The following is a 16,905-nucleotide window of genomic DNA, read 5'->3' on the forward strand; positions in this document are numbered from 1 at the left end:
AGCGGCTCGCGGACACACGCGCGGCGCGGTGGGACGGACGGTGCGCGGCGGATCCCCCGGGATACCGCCGCGCACCGTTCGAGGGCACCACCCGGAAACCCGGAAACCCGGAAACCCGGAAGGGGGACGGCCTCGGCGTGGAGCCGTCGGGCGATGCGCGCAGCCGGGGTTTCGAGCAGCAGAACGAGAGCAGTCAGGACGGAAGGACCGAGTGCGGCCGTGACGAGTGCCATCCCATCAGTTCACGTCGGAGAACCGGACGGTGCACCGGTCGGCGGACCGGCCGGCGAAGACCACACCGCGGACCCCGTGAGGCCCTCTCCGCGGGAATCCGGCCGAGGATTCGCGGGACTCTCGCGGCCGGTGAGAACGGCCGTCGGTGGCGCGGTGATCCTGTGCCTGGTGGTGTCCCTGCTCCATGTGCTTCTGGTGTTTCTGCACATCGCGCCCTCGAACAGAATCTCGCAGCATTACGGCAAGCAGATCAACGCCTGGATCTACCCTCTCTTCGAACAGAACTGGCGGCTCTTCGCGCCGAACCCGGAGTCCGTCAACCACCGGATCTCGGTGCGGACCCTGCGGACTTCCGCCGACGGCGGCGCTGACGTCAGCGGCTGGTTCGACCTGACGGCCCTCGACGCCTCCGCCGTCGAGCACAACCCGTTCCCGAGCCACACGGCGCAGAACACTCTCCGCCGCGCCTGGACCGCCTATCTCGAGACATACGGCGGCGAGGACGAGGCACGCTCGGACCGGGCCCTGATGATCCGGGACTACCTGCGCAACATCGCGGTGGAGCGGGTCCGCGCCCATCGGCCCGGGCCCGGCGACTTCACGTCGATCCAGCTGAGGGTCGTCACGCAGCCGATCGTCCCGCCCCGGCCGGAGGGCGGTCCCGCGGCGGCTGCGCCCGCCCCGCCCCCGCCCCCGCGAACACCAGGCATCTCCCGTGGTGGAAGGTGACGAACCATGCCGGCTGAGCAGGCTTCTCTTCCCGCGTCCCCGTCGTCCCGTACGGACCCGGGGACCACCGGGGCGGGCGCACGGCGGTGGTCCGGCCGCGTCGCCGCGCTTCGCGTCACCCTGACCGAGCGGCCGGTTTCCCTCTACGCGGCATCGGTGCTGCGGATCGGGTACGGCTTCCTCTATCTCGCCTTCCTGCTGCGGGAGTTCCCGCACCGGCACGAGATCTGGGGCCCCGGCTCCCCGTGGACCCCCGCCCTCGCGGCTCAGCTGTTCGAGCAGACGGGCTGGTCGAGCATCCTCCTGCTGTCCGACAGCCGCGTGTACTTCGAGTTCTGCTACGGGCTGGCTCTCCTCACCTCCGCTCTCTTCATGCTCGGCTGGCGGACCCGGGCGATGTCCGTGGTGTTCGCCGTCGTGGTGGCCTCCTTCCACGCGCGGGCCATCCTGATGACGGACGGGGGAGACAATCTGATGCTCCTCATGGCCGTCTACCTCTGCTTCACCGCCTGCGGCCGGCGCTGGTCCCTCGACGCGCGCAGGCGCCGGCTCCGGGCTTCCGCGAGCGGGGCCGGGTCCCCGCCGGCCGGGGCGGAGGCGGACGGGTCCCGTCTTCTGCCGCAGCTCGGCGCCGCTCGCCGGCTCCTGGTCACCGTGGCGCACAACTGTGGTCTCTTCGTCATCGCCGCCCAGGTGTGCCTGCTCTACGGTTCCGCCGGTCTGTACAAGGTGCAGGGCAGCTTCTGGGCGGACGGGACCGCGCTGCACTACGTCGTGAACCTCGACCTGTTCCGGCCCTGGCCCGTGCTCTCGCAGATGGTGGACGAGCGCTGGCTGTTCCTCGCCGTCGCCGGCTACCTCACGGTGCTCCTGCAGCTGGCCCTGCCGTTCGTTCTGTTCGGGAGGTTCAAGTACCCCGTCCTGGTCATGCTGCTCGGCATGCACCTGGGCATCGCCGTGCTCATGGGGCTGCCGCTGTTCTCCGGCGCGATGATCGTCGCGGATGCCGTGTTCCTGCCGGACCGCTTCTACCGGGCCCTGGCCGAGAGGGGACGGCGCGCGGTCCGGTGGGTGGCCTCCGGGGGCGGGAAGAGCCCGTCACGGGCGGACGCCGCACTGGTACCGCCGCAGCCCGGGCCGGCCGGATGACAGCGGGTGCGCCGGCGCGGTGAGCCGGTCAGAGGATGCAGGAGGGCCCCGGTCCGTTGCGGAACGGGGCCCTCCGGTACGTCCGGCGGCGATGTGCCGGCGGACGCCCGTCCTAGAACGTGCCGAGCTTCAGCAGCGCCAGCAGCGCCGCGAGCTGGATCGCCGAGGCGCCCAGGGCCTTCGGCCACGGCAGGTCGTGCGACTTGCTCACCATCGAGGTGAACAGCGCGCCGGCCGCCAGCCAGGTCAGCCAGCCCACCACCTGCACCACGGTGTTGTCACCGCTCATGAACATCCCGAGCAGGAGCCGGGGCGCGTCCGTGATCGCCATGATCAGCATGGAGAGGCCCACGGTCGGCTGCCAGGTGCCGTTGCCGCCGAGCTGCCGCGCGAGGGTGTGGGTGACGGCGCCCAGGATCAGCGCGCTGATGACGATCGCGATGCCACTGCTGATGACCCACGGAACGCTGTTGGAGAGGGTCGCGTTCAGCACGTCCTCGCGGGCGTCCGCGAAGCCGAAGACTGCGAGCATGCCGTAGAGGAAGGTGACGGTGAGCGCGGGGCCCCACACCGGGTAGTCCCGCATCTGCCAGAAGGTGGCGCCCGGGCGGAACACGATGCCGCTCAGCAGCTGCTTCCAGTGCAGCCGCGGGCCGGCGGGCGGGGCGGGCTCCCCGCCGTACGGGTCGTAGCCGTCGCCGTGGCCAGGACCGTACGCGTCCGGGGCGTCGCCGAGGGAGAACGCCTGCGTGTGGCCCGGATTGTTGGCGTACGGGTCGTGGCCGTGCGCCGCCCGCCCGGGGGCGCCGTGCACCGGGCCGTGACCGTGGTGCGGATCGTGACCGCCGAAGTACTCCGGGCCCTCGCCCGGACCGCCCTGGCCGCCGCCGTGCCCCGTCCACTGCTGGTGCGGGGCGTGAGGTGCGGTCGGGGGCGCGGGCTGCCCGCCGTACGGCGGTCCGTACGGCTGCTGCCGCTGCCCTTGTCGGTACTGCGGGGCCTGCTGCTGCGCGGAGCGGGAGTCCCGGCCGCGTCCCATCCTGAATCCAGCCACCATTCGAACGTACCTGGTCGGCGGGGACGAGGTGCGCCCACGGCCCCAATGGCCCCTCTTTGCTGCCTACCTGTGACATCCCTTAGGGGGACCCGGTGGGGAAAACCCCAGGCGGGGAGGGGTGATGGCGATACGGACGGGTTGCCGCCGCGCGGCGCCGGCGCGCATCCGCCCGCAGGGGCACGGGAGTTGGTATCTGCCGGTGCCTCGGGGAACGGGCGTACGGGGTGGGTCGCGAGGGGTGCCGGGGCCGTGTTCCCGGGGTCGGAGTGACGCGGCGGGCGCGAGGGGCGGGAGTGTCAGTGGCGGCTGGCAGACTCCCTGCGAGTCGGCGGCGGGAAGGTGCTTCCACGGGGGGATGCACCATCCCGCACCGTCCCGCAGCGGGCGCCCGTGCGCTTCCGCGCGGGCCGGAGGGCGGGACGGCGCCGCGCCACGGCCCGGGCCTTCGGTCCGGGTGTCCGGTCCGGGTGTCCCGGGCTCCCGGGCGCGGCCGGGCCGTGGCGGAGCGCCGTCGTGCCGTGGTTACTCGTCGATCGCCGCCCCGTAGCGCGCGTTGGCGGACGGTGCCGAGACGGAGCCCGCGCCGTACGTCCAGGAACCAACGGCCGTCACGCCGCCGCTGCCCGCCGGGAACACCCACACCACGCCGTCGTCGGTGTTCTCCCCCGGCGCCGCCGCGAGCAGCAGGTGCCGGCCGTCACCGTCCGGGTCGGCGAGGCGGACCTGGCCGCCGAAGCGGTCGGCGGTCTCCGGGACGCCGGGCACGTTCGCGGTGTCCTGGTTGGCGTCCCGTACGCCGGTGGCGGTCAGCCCGCCCGCCGCGCCGCGCAGCACCCATACCGCGCCGGCGTCGGCGATGGAACCGATGTCCTCGCCCGGGGCGCCGACGGCCACGTCCCCGTAGCCGTCGCCGTCGGTGTCCGCGACGGAGAGGTCGGAGCCCCAGCCGTCGCCCTGTTCGGCGACGCCCGGTATGCCCGGCGAGTCCTGGGTCCACCACTGCGGCGGGGTCTCCGGGTCCGCGGCGCCGCCCTGTCCGGCCGGACCGGACGCGCTGCCGTAGTAGACGCCGACGAGGCCGCCGGTGAGCGTGTCGCCGCCGTCGTCGGGGCTGCTCGGCTCGCCGGTGACGAGGTCGTCGAGGCCGTCGCCGTTGATGTCCCCGGAGGCCGCGGCGGGGCCGCCGCGCAGCTCGCGCTGGTACGCCAGGGCGTCCTGGCCGCCCGCGAAGTACATCGACCAGCCGTGGCCGGGCTCCGCGCCGGTGCCGAGGCCCGTGACGACGAGGTCCGCCCAGCCGTTGCCGTCGTAGTCGCCGGTGGTGACGGCACGGGGGCGGATGTTCTGCGTGGGCGCGGCGGTGAGGCGTGCGGAGCCGGAGCCGCCGGAGCGGCCGAGGCCCTGCACGGCGTCGTTCCGCAGAACGGGTGTGCGGGCCTTGGCGCCGGCGCCGTCCCGGCCCTCGCTGCGGATGGAGAAGTCGCGGGCGGCCTCGAAGGCGTACAGCTGCAGCCCGTCGCGGTCGACCACGGCGAGCAGGTCGCCCGCGTTGCCCTCGTCGAAGAAGCGTGCCGCGGCCAGTCCGGTGCCGAAGGCCTGGTCCTTGGTGGGTGAGGTGGACTCCAGCCAGACCGAGCCGGTGCCGGTCAGTCCCTGCGGGGAGCCCCAGAGGACGACGGCGCCGCCGGCCCGGGCCGTGGTGCCGATGGCCTCGTCCGGGATGCCGACGGCCGCGTCGTCGTAGCCGTCGCCGTCCAGGTCGCCGGTGGCCAGGGCCTGGCCGAAGGCGTCGCCGGGCTCGGCCCCGCCGGGTACGCCGGCGCTGTCCTGGTGGAGGACCACGGCGTTGGAGGTCGTGAGACCGCCGGAGGTGCCGTACTGGACGGTGACGTACCCGGCGCCGGCGTCACCGTTCACCGTGCCGCCGGGGGCGCCGACGAGGACGTCGTCGCGGCCGTCGCCGTTGAAGTCGCAGTTGCGGTCGGCCGCACGGATGCTGTCGTGGACGCCCGCGTGCGCCACGGGGGCCGCGGCGAGCCCCGCGGCGGCCAGCAGGAGTAACGAGGCCGCCGTGACGGCGGCCGGACGGTTCTTGTGCACTGAACGGCTCCTTGGTCGAGCGTCGAGCAGGGCCGGGCGGCGCGGGGGTGGCCGGGGAGGGCCCGGCGTTCCCCGGTGCCGGTTGGACGGTGGCGGGGGCGTGAGGGTTGTACGTCAGGAGTCGTACGGGACGGGAGGGGCGGGCCGCGCCCCGCGCACGGCCCTCGCCGCGCAGGCTGGGCGCGCTGGGCAGGAGACACGCTCACAGGAACGCCGACGGCCGGTGGCGCGGCACACGAGGTGCTGCGCCACCGGCCGTCCCGTGAACGCCCTGGGCCGTCCGCCGCGCGGGCCGCGCGGCGGGTGGTGCTCAGTCGACCGGCGCGGGCTCCGGCGCGTCCGTCGTCTCGGCGGCGCCGTCCGGCTCGGCGGGGGTCTTCACCGACTCCAGGAGCAGCTGGGCCACGTCCACGACCTTCAGCTCCTCCTTCGCCTTGCCGTCGTTCTTCTTGCCGTTGACCGAGTCGGTCAGCATGACGAGGCAGAAGGGGCAGGCGGTGGAGACGATGTCCGGGTTGAGGGAGAGGGCCTCGTCGACGCGCTCGTTGTTGACGCGCTTGCCGATCCGCTCCTCCATCCACATCCGGGCACCGCCGGCGCCGCAGCAGAAGCCGCGCTCCTTGTGCCGGTGCATCTCCTCGTTCCGCAGGCCGGGCACGTTGGCGATGATCTCGCGCGGCGGTGTGTAGACCTTGTTGTGCCGGCCCAGGTAGCAGGGGTCGTGGTACGTGATCAGTCCCTCGACCGGGTGCACCGGCACGAGCTTGCCCTCGTCCACCAGGTGCTGCAGCAGCTGGGTGTGGTGGATGACCTCGTACTCGCCGCCGAGCTGCGGGTACTCGTTGGCGATGGTGTTGAAGCAGTGCGGGCAGGTGGCGACGATCTTCTTCTTGGACTTGTCGAGCTTCGTCGACTCGTCCTCGTCGTCTTCCCCGAAGGCCATGTTCAGCATGGCCACGTTCTCCTGGCCGAGCTGCTGGAACAGGAACTCGTTGCCGAGGCGGCGGGCCGAGTCACCGGTGCACTTCTCGTCGCCGCCCATGATCGCGAACGTGACGCCCGCCGTGTGCAGCAGCTCCGCGAAGGCCTTGGTGGTCTTCTTGGCCCGGTCCTCCAGGGCGCCGGCGCAGCCGACCCAGTAGAGGTACTCGACCTCGCTCAGGTCCTCGATGTCGCGGCCGACGACCGGGACGGCGAAGCCGGTCTCGGCCTCGACCTCCTTGGTCCACTCCAGCCGCTGCTTCTTGGCCAGGCCCCAGGGGTTGCCCTTCTTCTCCAGGTTCTTGAGCATCGTCCCGGCCTCGCTCGGGAAGGACGACTCGATCATGACCTGGTAGCGGCGCATGTCGACGATGTGGTCGATGTGCTCGATGTCCACCGGGCACTGTTCGACGCAGGCGCCGCAGGTGGTGCAGGACCAGAGGACGTCCGGGTCGATGACGCCGTTCTCCTCCAGGGTGCCGATCAGCGGCCGCTCGGCCTCGGCGAGCGCGGCCGCCGGGACGTCCTTGAGCTGCTCCTCGGTGGCCTTCTCGTTGCCCTCCTCGTCCTTGCCGCCGCCCGCGAGCAGGTACGGGGCCTTGGCGTGGGCGTGGTCGCGGAGCGACATGATCAGCAGCTTCGGGGAGAGCGGCTTGCCGGTGTTCCAGGCGGGGCACTGCGACTGGCAGCGGCCGCACTCGGTGCAGGTGGCGAAGTCGAGGATGCCCTTCCAGGAGAAGTGCTCGACCTGGGAGACGCCGAACTGGTCGTCCTCGCCCGGGTCCTCGAAGTCGATCGGCTTGCCGCCGGACACCATCACGGGCAGGGCGCCGAGGGCCACGTCGCCACTGGACTCGCGCTTGAACCAGATGTTGGGGAAGGCGAGGAAGCGGTGCCAGGCGACACCCATGTTGGTGTTCAGCGCGACGGTGATCATCCAGATCATCGAGACGCTGATCTTGATCATCGCGAAGAGGTAGACCAGGGTCTGCAGCGAGGCCGCGGACAGCCCGTCGAAGGCGAGCACCAGCGGGTACGAGGCGAAGTACGCCGCCTGGTAGCCGTCGACGTGGTGCAGGGCGCCCTCCAGGCCGCGCAGCACCAGGATCGCCAGGCCGATGGTGAGGATGACGTACTCGACGAAGTACGCCTGCCAGGCCTTGGAGCCGGTGAAGCGGGACTTGCGGCCGGCCCGGGTCGGCAGGTTCATCAGCCGGATGGCCATCAGCGTGACGATGCCGAGGACGGTGGCGAGGCCGATGAACTCGACGTACATCTCGAACGGCAGCCAGCCGCCGATGACCGGCAGCACGGAGTCGGCGGCGAAGAGCTGGCCGTAGGCCTGCGCCAGGGTGGGCGGCAGCGTGAGGAAGCCGATGGCCACGAACCAGTGCGCCACGCCCACGATGCCCCAGCGGTTCATCCGGGTGTGGCCGAGGAACTCCTTGACCAGGGTGAGGGTGCGCTGCTTCGGCTGGTCGGTGCGGGAGCCCGCGGGAACCTGCTGGCCGATCTTGACAAAGCGGTAGAGCTGCACGACGGCACGGGCGATGAGCGCAACGCCGACCGCCGTGAGGACCAGCGACACGATGATCGCGGCGAGTTGCATAGGGGCTCCTCGGACCTGCGAGAGCGGTAACTACTAAGCGGTAACTTAATCGGTATTCCTGAGATTACCCAGGATCGAGGACCGCTTGAAGTCGGCTGGCCGGTGATCTGTATCGCTCACCGGGCCTCCGGGCGCCCTCCGGCGCGCCCTCCCGCGCATCCCCGCGGGCTCCGGAGGTACGCGGAAGTATGGCCTCCGGCCGGCGCCGGTGTCATGGTGCGCGGCGTCGGCGGAGCCGGGGATGCCGGGGATGTCCGGGGGCGAGGGGCCCGGGGACGGTCCCGCAGAGGCCGTGCGGCGGCCGCGCGGAGGTCCGTACGGCGCGTGACAGACACCCCCGCACAAGACTTGAGCCGGGGCGGCTCAGCTCCTTTGACAGAACCGCGCGGGTCCGGCACCCTTGAGTCAGTTCCACTCAAGTCAGCTGGAGGAATCAACCATGGCACGTGCGGTCGGCATCGACCTGGGCACGACGAACTCCGTCGTCAGTGTTCTCGAAGGCGGTGAGCCCACCGTCATCACCAACGCCGAGGGCGCCAGGACCACGCCGTCCGTCGTGGCCTTCGCCAAGAACGGCGAGGTGCTGGTCGGCGAGGTCGCGAAGCGCCAGGCGGTCACCAACGTCGACAGGACCATCCGGTCGGTCAAGCGCCACATGGGCACCGACTGGAAGACCACCCTGGACGGCAAGGACTTCAACCCGCAGCAGATGAGCGCCTTCATCCTGCAGAAGCTGAAGCGGGACGCCGAGGCCTACCTGGGCGAGAAGGTCGCCGACGCGGTCATCACCGTCCCGGCGTACTTCAACGACTCCGAGCGCCAGGCCACCAAGGAGGCCGGCGAGATCGCGGGCCTCAACGTCCTGCGCATCGTCAACGAGCCGACGGCCGCCGCTCTCGCCTACGGGCTGGAGAAGGACGACCAGACCATCCTCGTCTTCGACCTCGGTGGCGGTACGTTCGACGTCTCGCTGCTGGAGATCGGCGACGGCGTGGTGGAGGTCAAGGCCACCAACGGCGACAACCACCTCGGTGGTGACGACTGGGACCAGCGCGTCGTCGAGTACCTGGTCAAGCAGTTCCAGAACGGCCACGGTGTCGACCTCTCCAAGGACAAGATGGCGCTCCAGCGCCTGCGCGAGGCCGCCGAGAAGGCGAAGATCGAGCTCTCCTCGTCCACCGAGACCACGATCAACCTCCCCTACATCACGGCCTCCGCCGAGGGCCCGCTGCACCTGGACGAGAAGCTCACCCGCGCCCAGTTCCAGCAGCTGACGGCCGACCTCCTGGAGCGCTGCAAGCACCCGTTCCACAACGTCATCAAGGACGCCGGCATCGCGCTGTCCGAGATCGACCACGTGGTCCTGGTCGGCGGCTCGACCCGCATGCCCGCCGTCGCCGAGCTCGTCAAGGAGCTGACCGGCGGCAAGGAGGCCAACAAGACCGTCAACCCGGACGAGGTCGTCGCCATCGGCGCGTCCCTCCAGGCCGGTGTGCTCAAGGGCGAGGTCAAGGACGTCCTCCTGCTCGACGTCACCCCGCTGTCCCTCGGCATCGAGACCAAGGGCGGCATCATGACGAAGCTCATCGAGCGCAACACGACCATCCCGACCAAGCGCTCCGAGATCTTCACCACGGCCGAGGACAACCAGCCGTCCGTGCAGATCCAGGTCTACCAGGGCGAGCGCGAGATCGCCGCGTACAACAAGAAGCTGGGGATGTTCGAGCTGACCGGCCTGCCGCCGGCCCCGCGCGGCGTCCCGCAGGTCGAGGTCACGTTCGACATCGACGCCAACGGCATCATGCACGTGTCCGCGAAGGACCTGGGCACCGGCAAGGAACAGCGCATGACGGTCACCGGCGGCTCCGCGCTGCCGAAGGAAGACATCGACCGCATGATGCGCGAGGCCGAGCAGTACGCGGACGAGGACCACAAGCGCCGCGAGGCCGCCGAGACCCGCAACCAGGCCGAGCAGCTCTCGTACCAGACCGAGAAGTTCCTCAAGGACAACGAGGACAAGGTCCCGGGCGATGTGAAGACCGAGGTCGAGGCCGCCCTGGCGGACCTCAAGGAGAAGCTGAAGGGCGAGGACACCGCCGTCATCCGCGAGGCCACCGAGAAGGTCGCCGCGGTCAGCCAGAAGCTGGGCCAGGCCATGTACGCCAACGCCCAGGCCGAGGGCGGGGCGGCCGGTGCCGACGCCGGTGCCGCCGGCGGCGAGGCCAAGGACGACGACGTCGTCGACGCCGAGATCGTGGACGACGACAAGAACGACAAGCGACAGGACGGTGCCGCGTGACGGAGGAGACCCCGGGCTTCGACCAGGAGCCCGACGTCCCCGCCGACGCCGAAGCCGCACAGACCCCTGACGCGGCGCAGGCCGCCGGACCCGCCGACCAGGCGGGCCCGGCGGGCCAGGCCGGGGACGCCGGGACGGACGACCAGGCCAACCGCATCACGGCTCTGACGGCCCAGCTGGACCAGGTCCGCACGGCGCTCGGTGAGCGCACGGCAGACCTCCAGCGGCTCCAGGCGGAGTACCAGAACTACCGCCGCCGGGTGGAGCGCGACCGGATCACGGTCAAGGAACTCGCCACGGCGAGCCTCCTCTCCGAGCTGCTCCCGGTGCTCGACGACATCGGCCGGGCGCGGGAGCACGGCGAACTCGTCGGCGGCTTCAAGGCCGTCGGTGAGTCCGTGGAGACGGTGGCGGCCAAGCTGGGACTGCAGCAGTTCGGCAAGGAGGGCGAGCCCTTCGACCCGACGATCCACGAAGCGCTGATGCACTCCTACGCCCCGGACGTCACCGAGACCACATGCGTGTCGATCCTCCAGCCTGGGTATCGGGTCGGCGAACGAACGATCCGCCCCGCGCGGGTGGCGGTCGCCGAACCCCAGCCGGGCGCCCAGCCCAACCAGGCCCAGGGCGACGGCGGCCAGGAGGCGGCACCGGCGGCCGACGAGGAGAACGGTGGCCCGGACGAGGGCTGACGTCATGACGGACCGGAAGGAGGGACGCCGGGAATGAGCACGAAGGACTTCATCGAGAAGGACTACTACAAGGTTCTCGGCGTCCCGAAGGACGCGACCGAGGCGGAGATCAAGAAGGCGTACCGGAAGCTCGCCCGCGAGTACCACCCGGACGCCAACAAGGGGGACGTCAAGGCCGAGGAGCGTTTCAAGGAGATCTCCGAGGCCAACGACGTCCTCGCCGACCCCAAGCGCCGCAAGGAGTACGACGAGGCGCGCGCGCTCTTCGGCAACGGCGGTTTCCGCCCCGGTGCCGGGGGCCGCGGCGGCGGTCCCGCCGGCTTCAACTTCGACCTGGGCGACCTCTTCGGGGGCGCCCAGGGCGGAGGCGCTCCGGGGGCCGGCGGCTTCGGCGGCGGCCTCGGGGACGTCTTCGGCGGGATCTTCAACCGGGGCGGCGCCGGCCCCGGCACCCGCACCCAGCCGCGGCGTGGCCAGGACATCGAGTCCGAGGTGACGCTCAGCTTCACCGAGGCCGTCGACGGGGCCACCGTTCCGCTGCGGATGTCCAGTTCGGCCGCCTGCAAGGCGTGCTCCGGCACGGGCGACAAAAACGGTACGCCGCGGGTCTGCCCCACCTGCGTCGGCACCGGGCAGGTCACCCGCGGCGGCGGTGGCGGCTTCTCGCTCACCGATCCCTGCGCCGACTGCAAGGGCCGCGGTCTGATCGCCGAAACCCCCTGCGACGTGTGCAAGGGCAGCGGACGGGCGACCAGTTCACGCACCATGCAGGTGCGCATCCCCGCGGGCGTCAGCGACGGCCAGCGGATCCGGCTGCGCGGCAAGGGCGCGCCGGGCGAGCGCGGCGGACCCAACGGCGATCTGTACGTGGTGGTGAACGTCGACAAGCACCCCGTCTTCGGACGCAAGGGCGACAACCTCACCGTGACCGTGCCCGTGTCCTTCACGGAGGCGGCGCTCGGCGGCGAGATCAAGGTTCCCACCCTCGGCGGGCCGCCGGTCACGCTCAAGCTGCCGGCCGGTACGCCGGGCGGGCGGACCATGCGCGCCCGGGGCAGGGGCGCCACGCGCAAGGACGGCACCCGCGGCGACCTGCTGGTCACCATCGAGGTGTCCGTTCCCCGGGATCTGAGCGACAAGGCGCGGGAAGCGCTGGAGGCGTATCGCGAGGCCACCGCGGGCGAGGACCCGCGGGCGGAGCTGTTCCAGGCCGCGAAGGGAGCATGAGATGGACATCCGAGGAGGCGGGCGCGCAGCCGGGAACGCGGGCGGAGGCGGCACCGGAGGCTCCGGTGGCGTCGCCGGCGAGGGCACCGGCCGCGGCAGCCGGAACCCGTACCAGCTGACGGACGAGTCACCGGTGTACGTCATCTCGGTCGCCGCCCAGCTCTCCGGTCTGCATCCGCAGACCCTCCGGCAGTACGACCGGCTGGGCCTGGTGTCCCCGGACCGCACGGCGGGCCGCGGGCGGCGCTACTCCGCCCGGGACATCGAACTGCTGCGCCAGGTGCAGCAGTTGAGCCAGGACGAGGGCATCAACCTCGCCGGGATCAAGCGCATTATCGAACTGGAGAACCAGGTTGCGGCGCTCCAGGCGCGGGTGGCCGAACTCCAGCAGGCGGTCGAGGGCGCGGCGATGGCCATGCGTCAGCGCGAGGCCGCGGTGCACGCCTCGTACCGCCGGGACCTGGTGCCGTACTCGGACGTCCAGCAGAGCAGCGCGCTGGTCGTCTGGCGCCCGAAGCGGCGGGGCGAGTAGGGCCGCGGCCCGGCGGGGGTGACGAGATGAACCGTTCCGCCCACCGGCTGACCGGGTTATTACCCTGCGGCAGGTCCCGCCGCGCCCGGCCCCGTCCGCGCCGCCGGCCCTGTCCTTCCCGCGTGCCCGTGCCTTCACGCGCACCGTCCCGGGCCCGGAGAGCATCCCGCTCCCGGGCCCGAGGCGTTCGCGGGCCCCAGGTGTACCGTGCCGCATCCGCCGGACGGCGTAGGCGCGTGGTGGCCACCCGCCCGGGAAGAAGTGGCACAACCACCGCCACGACCGGACTCCACGGTTAGGATCCGGACAAGACGGTACGAGTCCCAACCCCGGTGCATGCTCCGGGCCGTTACGAGGGTGGAAGCCTGTGATCGACCAGCTCGGCGGTCCTGTGTTCTGGGTGCTGGTGCTGCTTGCCGTGGCGATGCTGGCCGTCGCCGTCGTTCTCGTGGTGAAGCTGGTGCGCACGTACCGGATGCTGCGCAGCGAGGACACCCCGGCCGGCGACAAGCTCCTGTTCTGGGGCGCGATCGTCTACACCGTCTTTCCCGTGGACCTGCTGCCCGACCCCATCTACCTGGACGACATCGGCCTGCTGCTGGGGGCTCTCCACCACCTGGGCAAGTCCGCTGCGAAGCGCGGCACGGACGCCCGGACCCCGGCACCGCGGGACGGCGACAGCACCCCGCCGGCCCGCCCCGCGAAACGGCTCTGATCCGTTCCGGACCCGCCGCTGCCCATCCGGCCCGGCTCGCCCGGCCCGGTTCTCACCGGCCGAGGGCACTCCGCAGCCGGGTGAACAGCTCCGGCACGGTGTGCCGCTGGTGCCAGGCGATGACGGCGACCGGTATCGCGAAGAGCAGCGGTGAGGCGGCGTTCTCCCCGTCGAAGACGGTCATGGTGATACCGAACGCGCAGATCAGCAGCGCGACCAGCGAGAACGCGGCCAGTCCGGAGAGCAGCGGGATCAACAGCGCGATCCCGCCCGCCAGTTCCAGGACCCCCGTCAGGTACATGAACCAGTCGCCGAGGCCGATCTTGTCGAAGCCCTCCGCGGCCGAGGGGTGCGCGATGAGCTTCGGCAGCGCGCTGGCGAAGACGAAGAACAGGCCGAAGACGATCCGGAGCACCAGCACCGTGATCGCCATGGCGCGTCCCTTCCGCGCCCCGCCCGCCGTGCTCCGCTGAGCCGTGCCGTCCCGCTGTGCCTGCGTGTCACTCATGACGTTCTCCCGTTCCGCTCTCTCCGTGGTCTGTGCAGGGGTTGACCGGCGGGCGGCCGAGAACTCATCGGTGTGGCAGAAGAGTTCCTTCTCCGGCGGCACCACGGGTAATGAGTGTCTGGAGATGGTCATCGGTGCCGGCCGAATACGGATCCGGGAGAGCGGTGATCCCGGTGTGGTGGTGACGACCACACCGGGGTCGCTCCGGGTGCTGATGCGCGGGATCACGGAGGGCGAGTTCGAGCGCCTCGGCTGAGGGGTCACCCGGACGGGTGGCGATGACCCGTTCGGGAGCCGTGCGTCGGATCGTCTACGTAGCGTGACGGTGTTGCTTGTGCCGCAAGGCCGCTCAGCCCACACTTGCGGAGGAGGTGCTGCGCTGTGACCGCTGTGCTGTGTGAGAGGACCGAGGCTCCCATGATGACGAGTGAGGCCGAAGTCGATCTCGACGGGGCTCTGTGGCAGGCGTGGAAGACCCTGGAACTCCCCGAGGGCTTCCACGCCGAGATCGTCGAGGGGTTCATCGAGGTGTCTCCCACTGGCCGCCGCCGCCACACCATGGTTGCCAACCGTCTGCGGGACGCGCTCGTGCCGCATCTGGCCGGTAGTGACTACGCGGCTTACCAGGACGGCAACGTTCTCCACGAGAAGAAAGCCCTCATTCCGGATCTTTTCATCGGCCCCAAGGACTTGGACGATGTGCCCGGTGACGACGATCTGGGCGTCTCGGCCGAAGGGATCGCCCTCGTCGCCGAGGTCGTCTCGTCCGGGCGGGACGTCACCGAGCGGGACCGGGTGCGGAAGCGGAGGGCGTATACCCGGGCCGGGATTCCGGTCTATGTGCTGATCGACGACTTCGACGGGCACGGCACGGTCACGGTCCTGACCTCCCCCTCCCCGAAGGAGGCCGTCTACGCGGCGGAGATCCGCGTGCCGTACGGCACGGCGGTGGAGATCCCCGACGGGCCGGCCAAGGGGTTCGCGATCACCGAGGAGATCACCGGGGAGCCGCTCGACTGACCGCCGGGCTGCTGCTCTCCGGGCTTTCCGCGGAGGCGCCTGCCGCATGCGTGACCGGGGTCCGTCGCTCGATCGGAGCGGCGGACCCCGGTCGTTTGGCCACGTCCGGGCTCAAGTCGCGTAATAGGCCAAATGGGTCGATACTGGATGTGTATGGGGCTCAGTCGGCGTGCTGCGGCAGCGGAGCCGATGCCCCGGTGGCGGCGGTAACCGACCGGGTCCGTGCACGGATCGACCCAACCCGGATGGAGATGACCGCCGTGCAACTGGAAATCAAGACCGTCGACAAGCCCGACGAACGCCGGGACTTCCCCCGCGGCCACATCGAAGCCCTGCATCTGACCGGGCTCGACTTCGCCGTGGCGACCTTTGAACCCGGCTGGCGCTGGTCGGAGTCGGTCGGCCCGGTGATGGACACCGAGAGCTGCCAGGTGCACCACAACGCCTACATGGTGCAGGGGCGCCTGCGGATGCGGATGGACGACGGCGCCGAGGGCGAGGCAGGTCCCGGGGATGTCGTCGTCTGCCCGCCCGGCCACGACGCCTGGGTCGTCGGCGACGAGCCGGTCGTCCTGTACGACTTCGCCGGCGGGATGGCCGCGGAGTACGCCAAGTCCGGCTGAGGGCAAGTCCGGCTGAGGGCTGAGCCGGCCGGAGAACCGTTCGCACGAAATCCAAGGAGCTGAGAACTCATGGCCTTCATGCAGATCATCGAGTACGAGACGACCCGCGAGCAGGAGCTGGAGCCGCTGTTCGACGAGTGGGAGCAGGCGACCGAGGGGAAGCGCACCCTGTCGCGCGAGTTCCACGCCCACGACCGGGACAACCCGAACCACTACGTGGACGTCGTCGAGTTCCCGTCCTACGAGGCGGCGATGAAGAACAACTCGCTGCCCGAGACCCAGAGCTTCGCGGAACGGCTGCGCGCACTGTGCACCAATGAGCCGAGGTTCATCAACCTCGACGTGGTCAGCCAGCACTGAGCACAGCACGCACCCGCTGAGCCCGCCTCGGGCGCACGGCCATGCCGCCGCGCACAACTCATCCGCAGTTGGCGTGAGCGGCATCTGCCGTGCTCGATCGAGACGCGCTCACGTCTGCGGGCGGCCCGGCACGCCGGAAGCTGCCCGCAGGAACGCGGTGATGCGCTCCCGCAGGGAGTGCGGGTCGAGGCCGTGCGCGGCCAGGTGCTCGGGGACGGTGCCGTAGCGGCGCAGTTCGCGGCGGGCCACGCCGAGGCCGAGTACGCGGTGCGGGATGTCGGCGAGGGCTTCACTCGCGGCGGCTGTGGAGGTCCCGGCGAGGTACGGCTCGACGAGGACGACATCGGAGCCGGCCGCCTCGGTCACCCGGCGCAGGGCGGGTCCGTCGAAGGGCCGCACGGTGGTGGCGTACAGGACGGTGAGGTCCAGGCCCTCGGTGGCGGTGAGTACGGCGTCGAGCATCGGTCCGACGGCGACCACGACGCCGGAGCGGCCCTCGCGGACGGTGAGGAAGCGTGCCCCGTCGACGGGCAGGGCGTCGGTGTTGGACTGGACGGACAGCCGGACGTAGACCTTGTCGTCACCGGCCGCGACGGCGTGCCGCAGCAGGGTCTCGGCCTCGTCGGGGTGACCGGGCACGTGGACGGTCCAGCCGTCGAGGGTGTCGAGAAGAGAGATGTCGCCCGGCGCCATGTGGGTGTAGCCGCCGGCGGGCCAGTCGAAGGAGGCGGCGGCGCTGACCAGGACCGCGCCGAGGCCCTGGTGGCCGAGATCGAGCTTCACCTGCTCGAAGGGCCTTTCGACAAGGAAGCTGGCGAAGGTGTGCAGGACCGGCCGCATGCCCGTCAGGGCCAGACCGGCGCCCGTGCCGATGAGCAGTTGCTCGCGGATACCGACGTTGATCACGCGGTCGGGGTGCCGCCGCCGGGCTCCTGCAAAGCCGTCGACGCCGATCTCGGCGAGGACGACCGCGACGCGCGGGTCCTCGTCGAGCAGGTGGGAGACGACCGGGGCGAAACGGTCGCGCATGGTGTCCATGGGGGAGGTCCTTCCGGATCACGGAGGGCTGC

Annotated in this window: 16 protein-coding genes; 11 read left to right on the forward strand and 5 right to left on the reverse strand. The window is 71.1% G+C overall.

The window, feature by feature from the left end; genetic code table 11:
- Positions 1–363: 363 nt before the first annotated feature.
- Together E4N63_RS16770 and E4N63_RS16775 are read left to right on the forward strand one after the other, a co-directional pair.
- A complete protein-coding gene (locus E4N63_RS16770; protein ID WP_230241064.1) occupies positions 364–963 on the forward strand; it encodes a DUF5819 family protein in 600 nt (199 codons plus the stop codon).
- Between the two features lie 6 nt (positions 964–969).
- Positions 970–2,112, forward strand: a complete 1,143-nt coding sequence (locus E4N63_RS16775) for an HTTM domain-containing protein (RefSeq protein WP_230241065.1) — start codon at positions 970–972, stop codon at positions 2,110–2,112.
- Between the two features lie 112 nt (positions 2,113–2,224).
- On the opposite strand, the gene E4N63_RS16780 is transcribed toward E4N63_RS16775, so the two are convergent.
- The 3 genes from E4N63_RS16780 to E4N63_RS16790 form a co-directional block, all read right to left on the reverse strand.
- Positions 2,225–3,166 carry a Yip1 family protein gene (locus E4N63_RS16780; RefSeq protein WP_230241066.1) on the reverse strand — a complete coding sequence of 314 codons (942 nt, stop codon included), beginning with the start codon at positions 3,164–3,166 and terminating at the stop codon, positions 2,225–2,227.
- A gap of 525 nt (positions 3,167–3,691) precedes the next feature.
- On the reverse strand, positions 3,692–5,269 hold the full coding sequence (locus E4N63_RS16785) for an FG-GAP-like repeat-containing protein (protein ID WP_230241067.1): 1,578 nt from the start codon (positions 5,267–5,269) through the stop codon (positions 3,692–3,694).
- A gap of 310 nt (positions 5,270–5,579) precedes the next feature.
- Positions 5,580–7,859: a (Fe-S)-binding protein gene (locus E4N63_RS16790; protein ID WP_125624736.1), complete on the reverse strand. Its 2,280-nt coding sequence runs from the start codon at positions 7,857–7,859 to the stop codon at positions 5,580–5,582.
- 439 nt (positions 7,860–8,298) lie between these two features.
- On the opposite strand from E4N63_RS16790, the gene dnaK reads away from it, so the two are divergent.
- The 5 genes from dnaK (at position 8,299) to E4N63_RS16815 (ending at position 13,324) form a co-directional block, all read left to right on the forward strand.
- The gene (gene dnaK / locus E4N63_RS16795) at positions 8,299–10,158 is read left to right on the forward strand and encodes a molecular chaperone DnaK (protein ID WP_125624735.1); all 1,860 of its coding nucleotides are present in this window, start codon (positions 8,299–8,301) and stop codon (positions 10,156–10,158) included.
- Positions 10,155–10,850 (forward strand): nucleotide exchange factor GrpE, encoded by a 696-nt coding sequence (grpE, locus tag E4N63_RS16800; protein WP_125624734.1) that lies wholly within the window; start codon positions 10,155–10,157, stop codon positions 10,848–10,850. Before dnaK ends, grpE begins: the two co-directional genes overlap by 4 nt.
- A 33-nt stretch (positions 10,851–10,883) precedes the next feature.
- A complete protein-coding gene (gene dnaJ / locus E4N63_RS16805; protein WP_230241068.1) occupies positions 10,884–12,077 on the forward strand; it encodes a molecular chaperone DnaJ in 1,194 nt (397 codons plus the stop codon).
- A gap of 1 nt (position 12,078) precedes the next feature.
- A complete protein-coding gene (locus E4N63_RS16810) occupies positions 12,079–12,609 on the forward strand; it encodes a heat shock protein transcriptional repressor HspR (protein ID WP_228429447.1) in 531 nt (176 codons plus the stop codon).
- A 367-nt stretch (positions 12,610–12,976) separates the two neighbouring features.
- Positions 12,977–13,324: a YkvA family protein gene (locus E4N63_RS16815; protein WP_308188704.1), complete on the forward strand. Its 348-nt coding sequence runs from the start codon at positions 12,977–12,979 to the stop codon at positions 13,322–13,324.
- Positions 13,325–13,376: 52 nt separating this feature from the next.
- Here E4N63_RS16815 and E4N63_RS16820 read toward each other — a convergent pair whose 3' ends face one another.
- On the reverse strand, positions 13,377–13,832 hold the full coding sequence (locus E4N63_RS16820; protein ID WP_230241069.1) for a DoxX family protein: 456 nt from the start codon (positions 13,830–13,832) through the stop codon (positions 13,377–13,379).
- Positions 13,833–13,902: 70 nt separating this feature from the next.
- Here E4N63_RS16820 and E4N63_RS16825 point away from each other — a divergent pair, with 70 nt between their 5' ends.
- The 4 genes from E4N63_RS16825 to E4N63_RS16840 all read left to right on the forward strand — a co-directional run bounded on the left by E4N63_RS16825 (position 13,903) and on the right by E4N63_RS16840 (position 15,835).
- Positions 13,903–14,088 (forward strand): DUF397 domain-containing protein, encoded by a 186-nt coding sequence (locus E4N63_RS16825; RefSeq protein ID WP_230241070.1) that lies wholly within the window; start codon positions 13,903–13,905, stop codon positions 14,086–14,088.
- A gap of 161 nt (positions 14,089–14,249) precedes the next feature.
- Entirely contained in the window at positions 14,250–14,852 is a 603-nt protein-coding gene (locus E4N63_RS16830) for a Uma2 family endonuclease (RefSeq protein WP_230241071.1), read from the forward strand.
- Between the two features lie 251 nt (positions 14,853–15,103).
- Positions 15,104–15,475 (forward strand): cupin domain-containing protein, encoded by a 372-nt coding sequence (locus E4N63_RS16835; protein WP_374112787.1) that lies wholly within the window; start codon positions 15,104–15,106, stop codon positions 15,473–15,475.
- 69 nt (positions 15,476–15,544) lie between these two features.
- Positions 15,545–15,835, forward strand: a complete 291-nt coding sequence (locus E4N63_RS16840; RefSeq protein WP_125624729.1) for a hypothetical protein — start codon at positions 15,545–15,547, stop codon at positions 15,833–15,835.
- 108 nt (positions 15,836–15,943) lie between these two features.
- Here the strand turns inward: E4N63_RS16840 and E4N63_RS16845 are convergent, their stop codons facing one another.
- The gene (locus E4N63_RS16845) at positions 15,944–16,873 is read right to left on the reverse strand and encodes a transketolase family protein (RefSeq protein WP_230241072.1); all 930 of its coding nucleotides are present in this window, start codon (positions 16,871–16,873) and stop codon (positions 15,944–15,946) included.
- Between the last annotated feature and the right edge of the window lie 32 nt (positions 16,874–16,905).

The organism is Streptomyces sp. MNU89 (genome assembly GCF_020982505.1).
In the GTDB taxonomy this organism is placed as follows: domain Bacteria; phylum Actinomycetota; class Actinomycetes; order Streptomycetales; family Streptomycetaceae; genus Streptomyces; species Streptomyces xinghaiensis.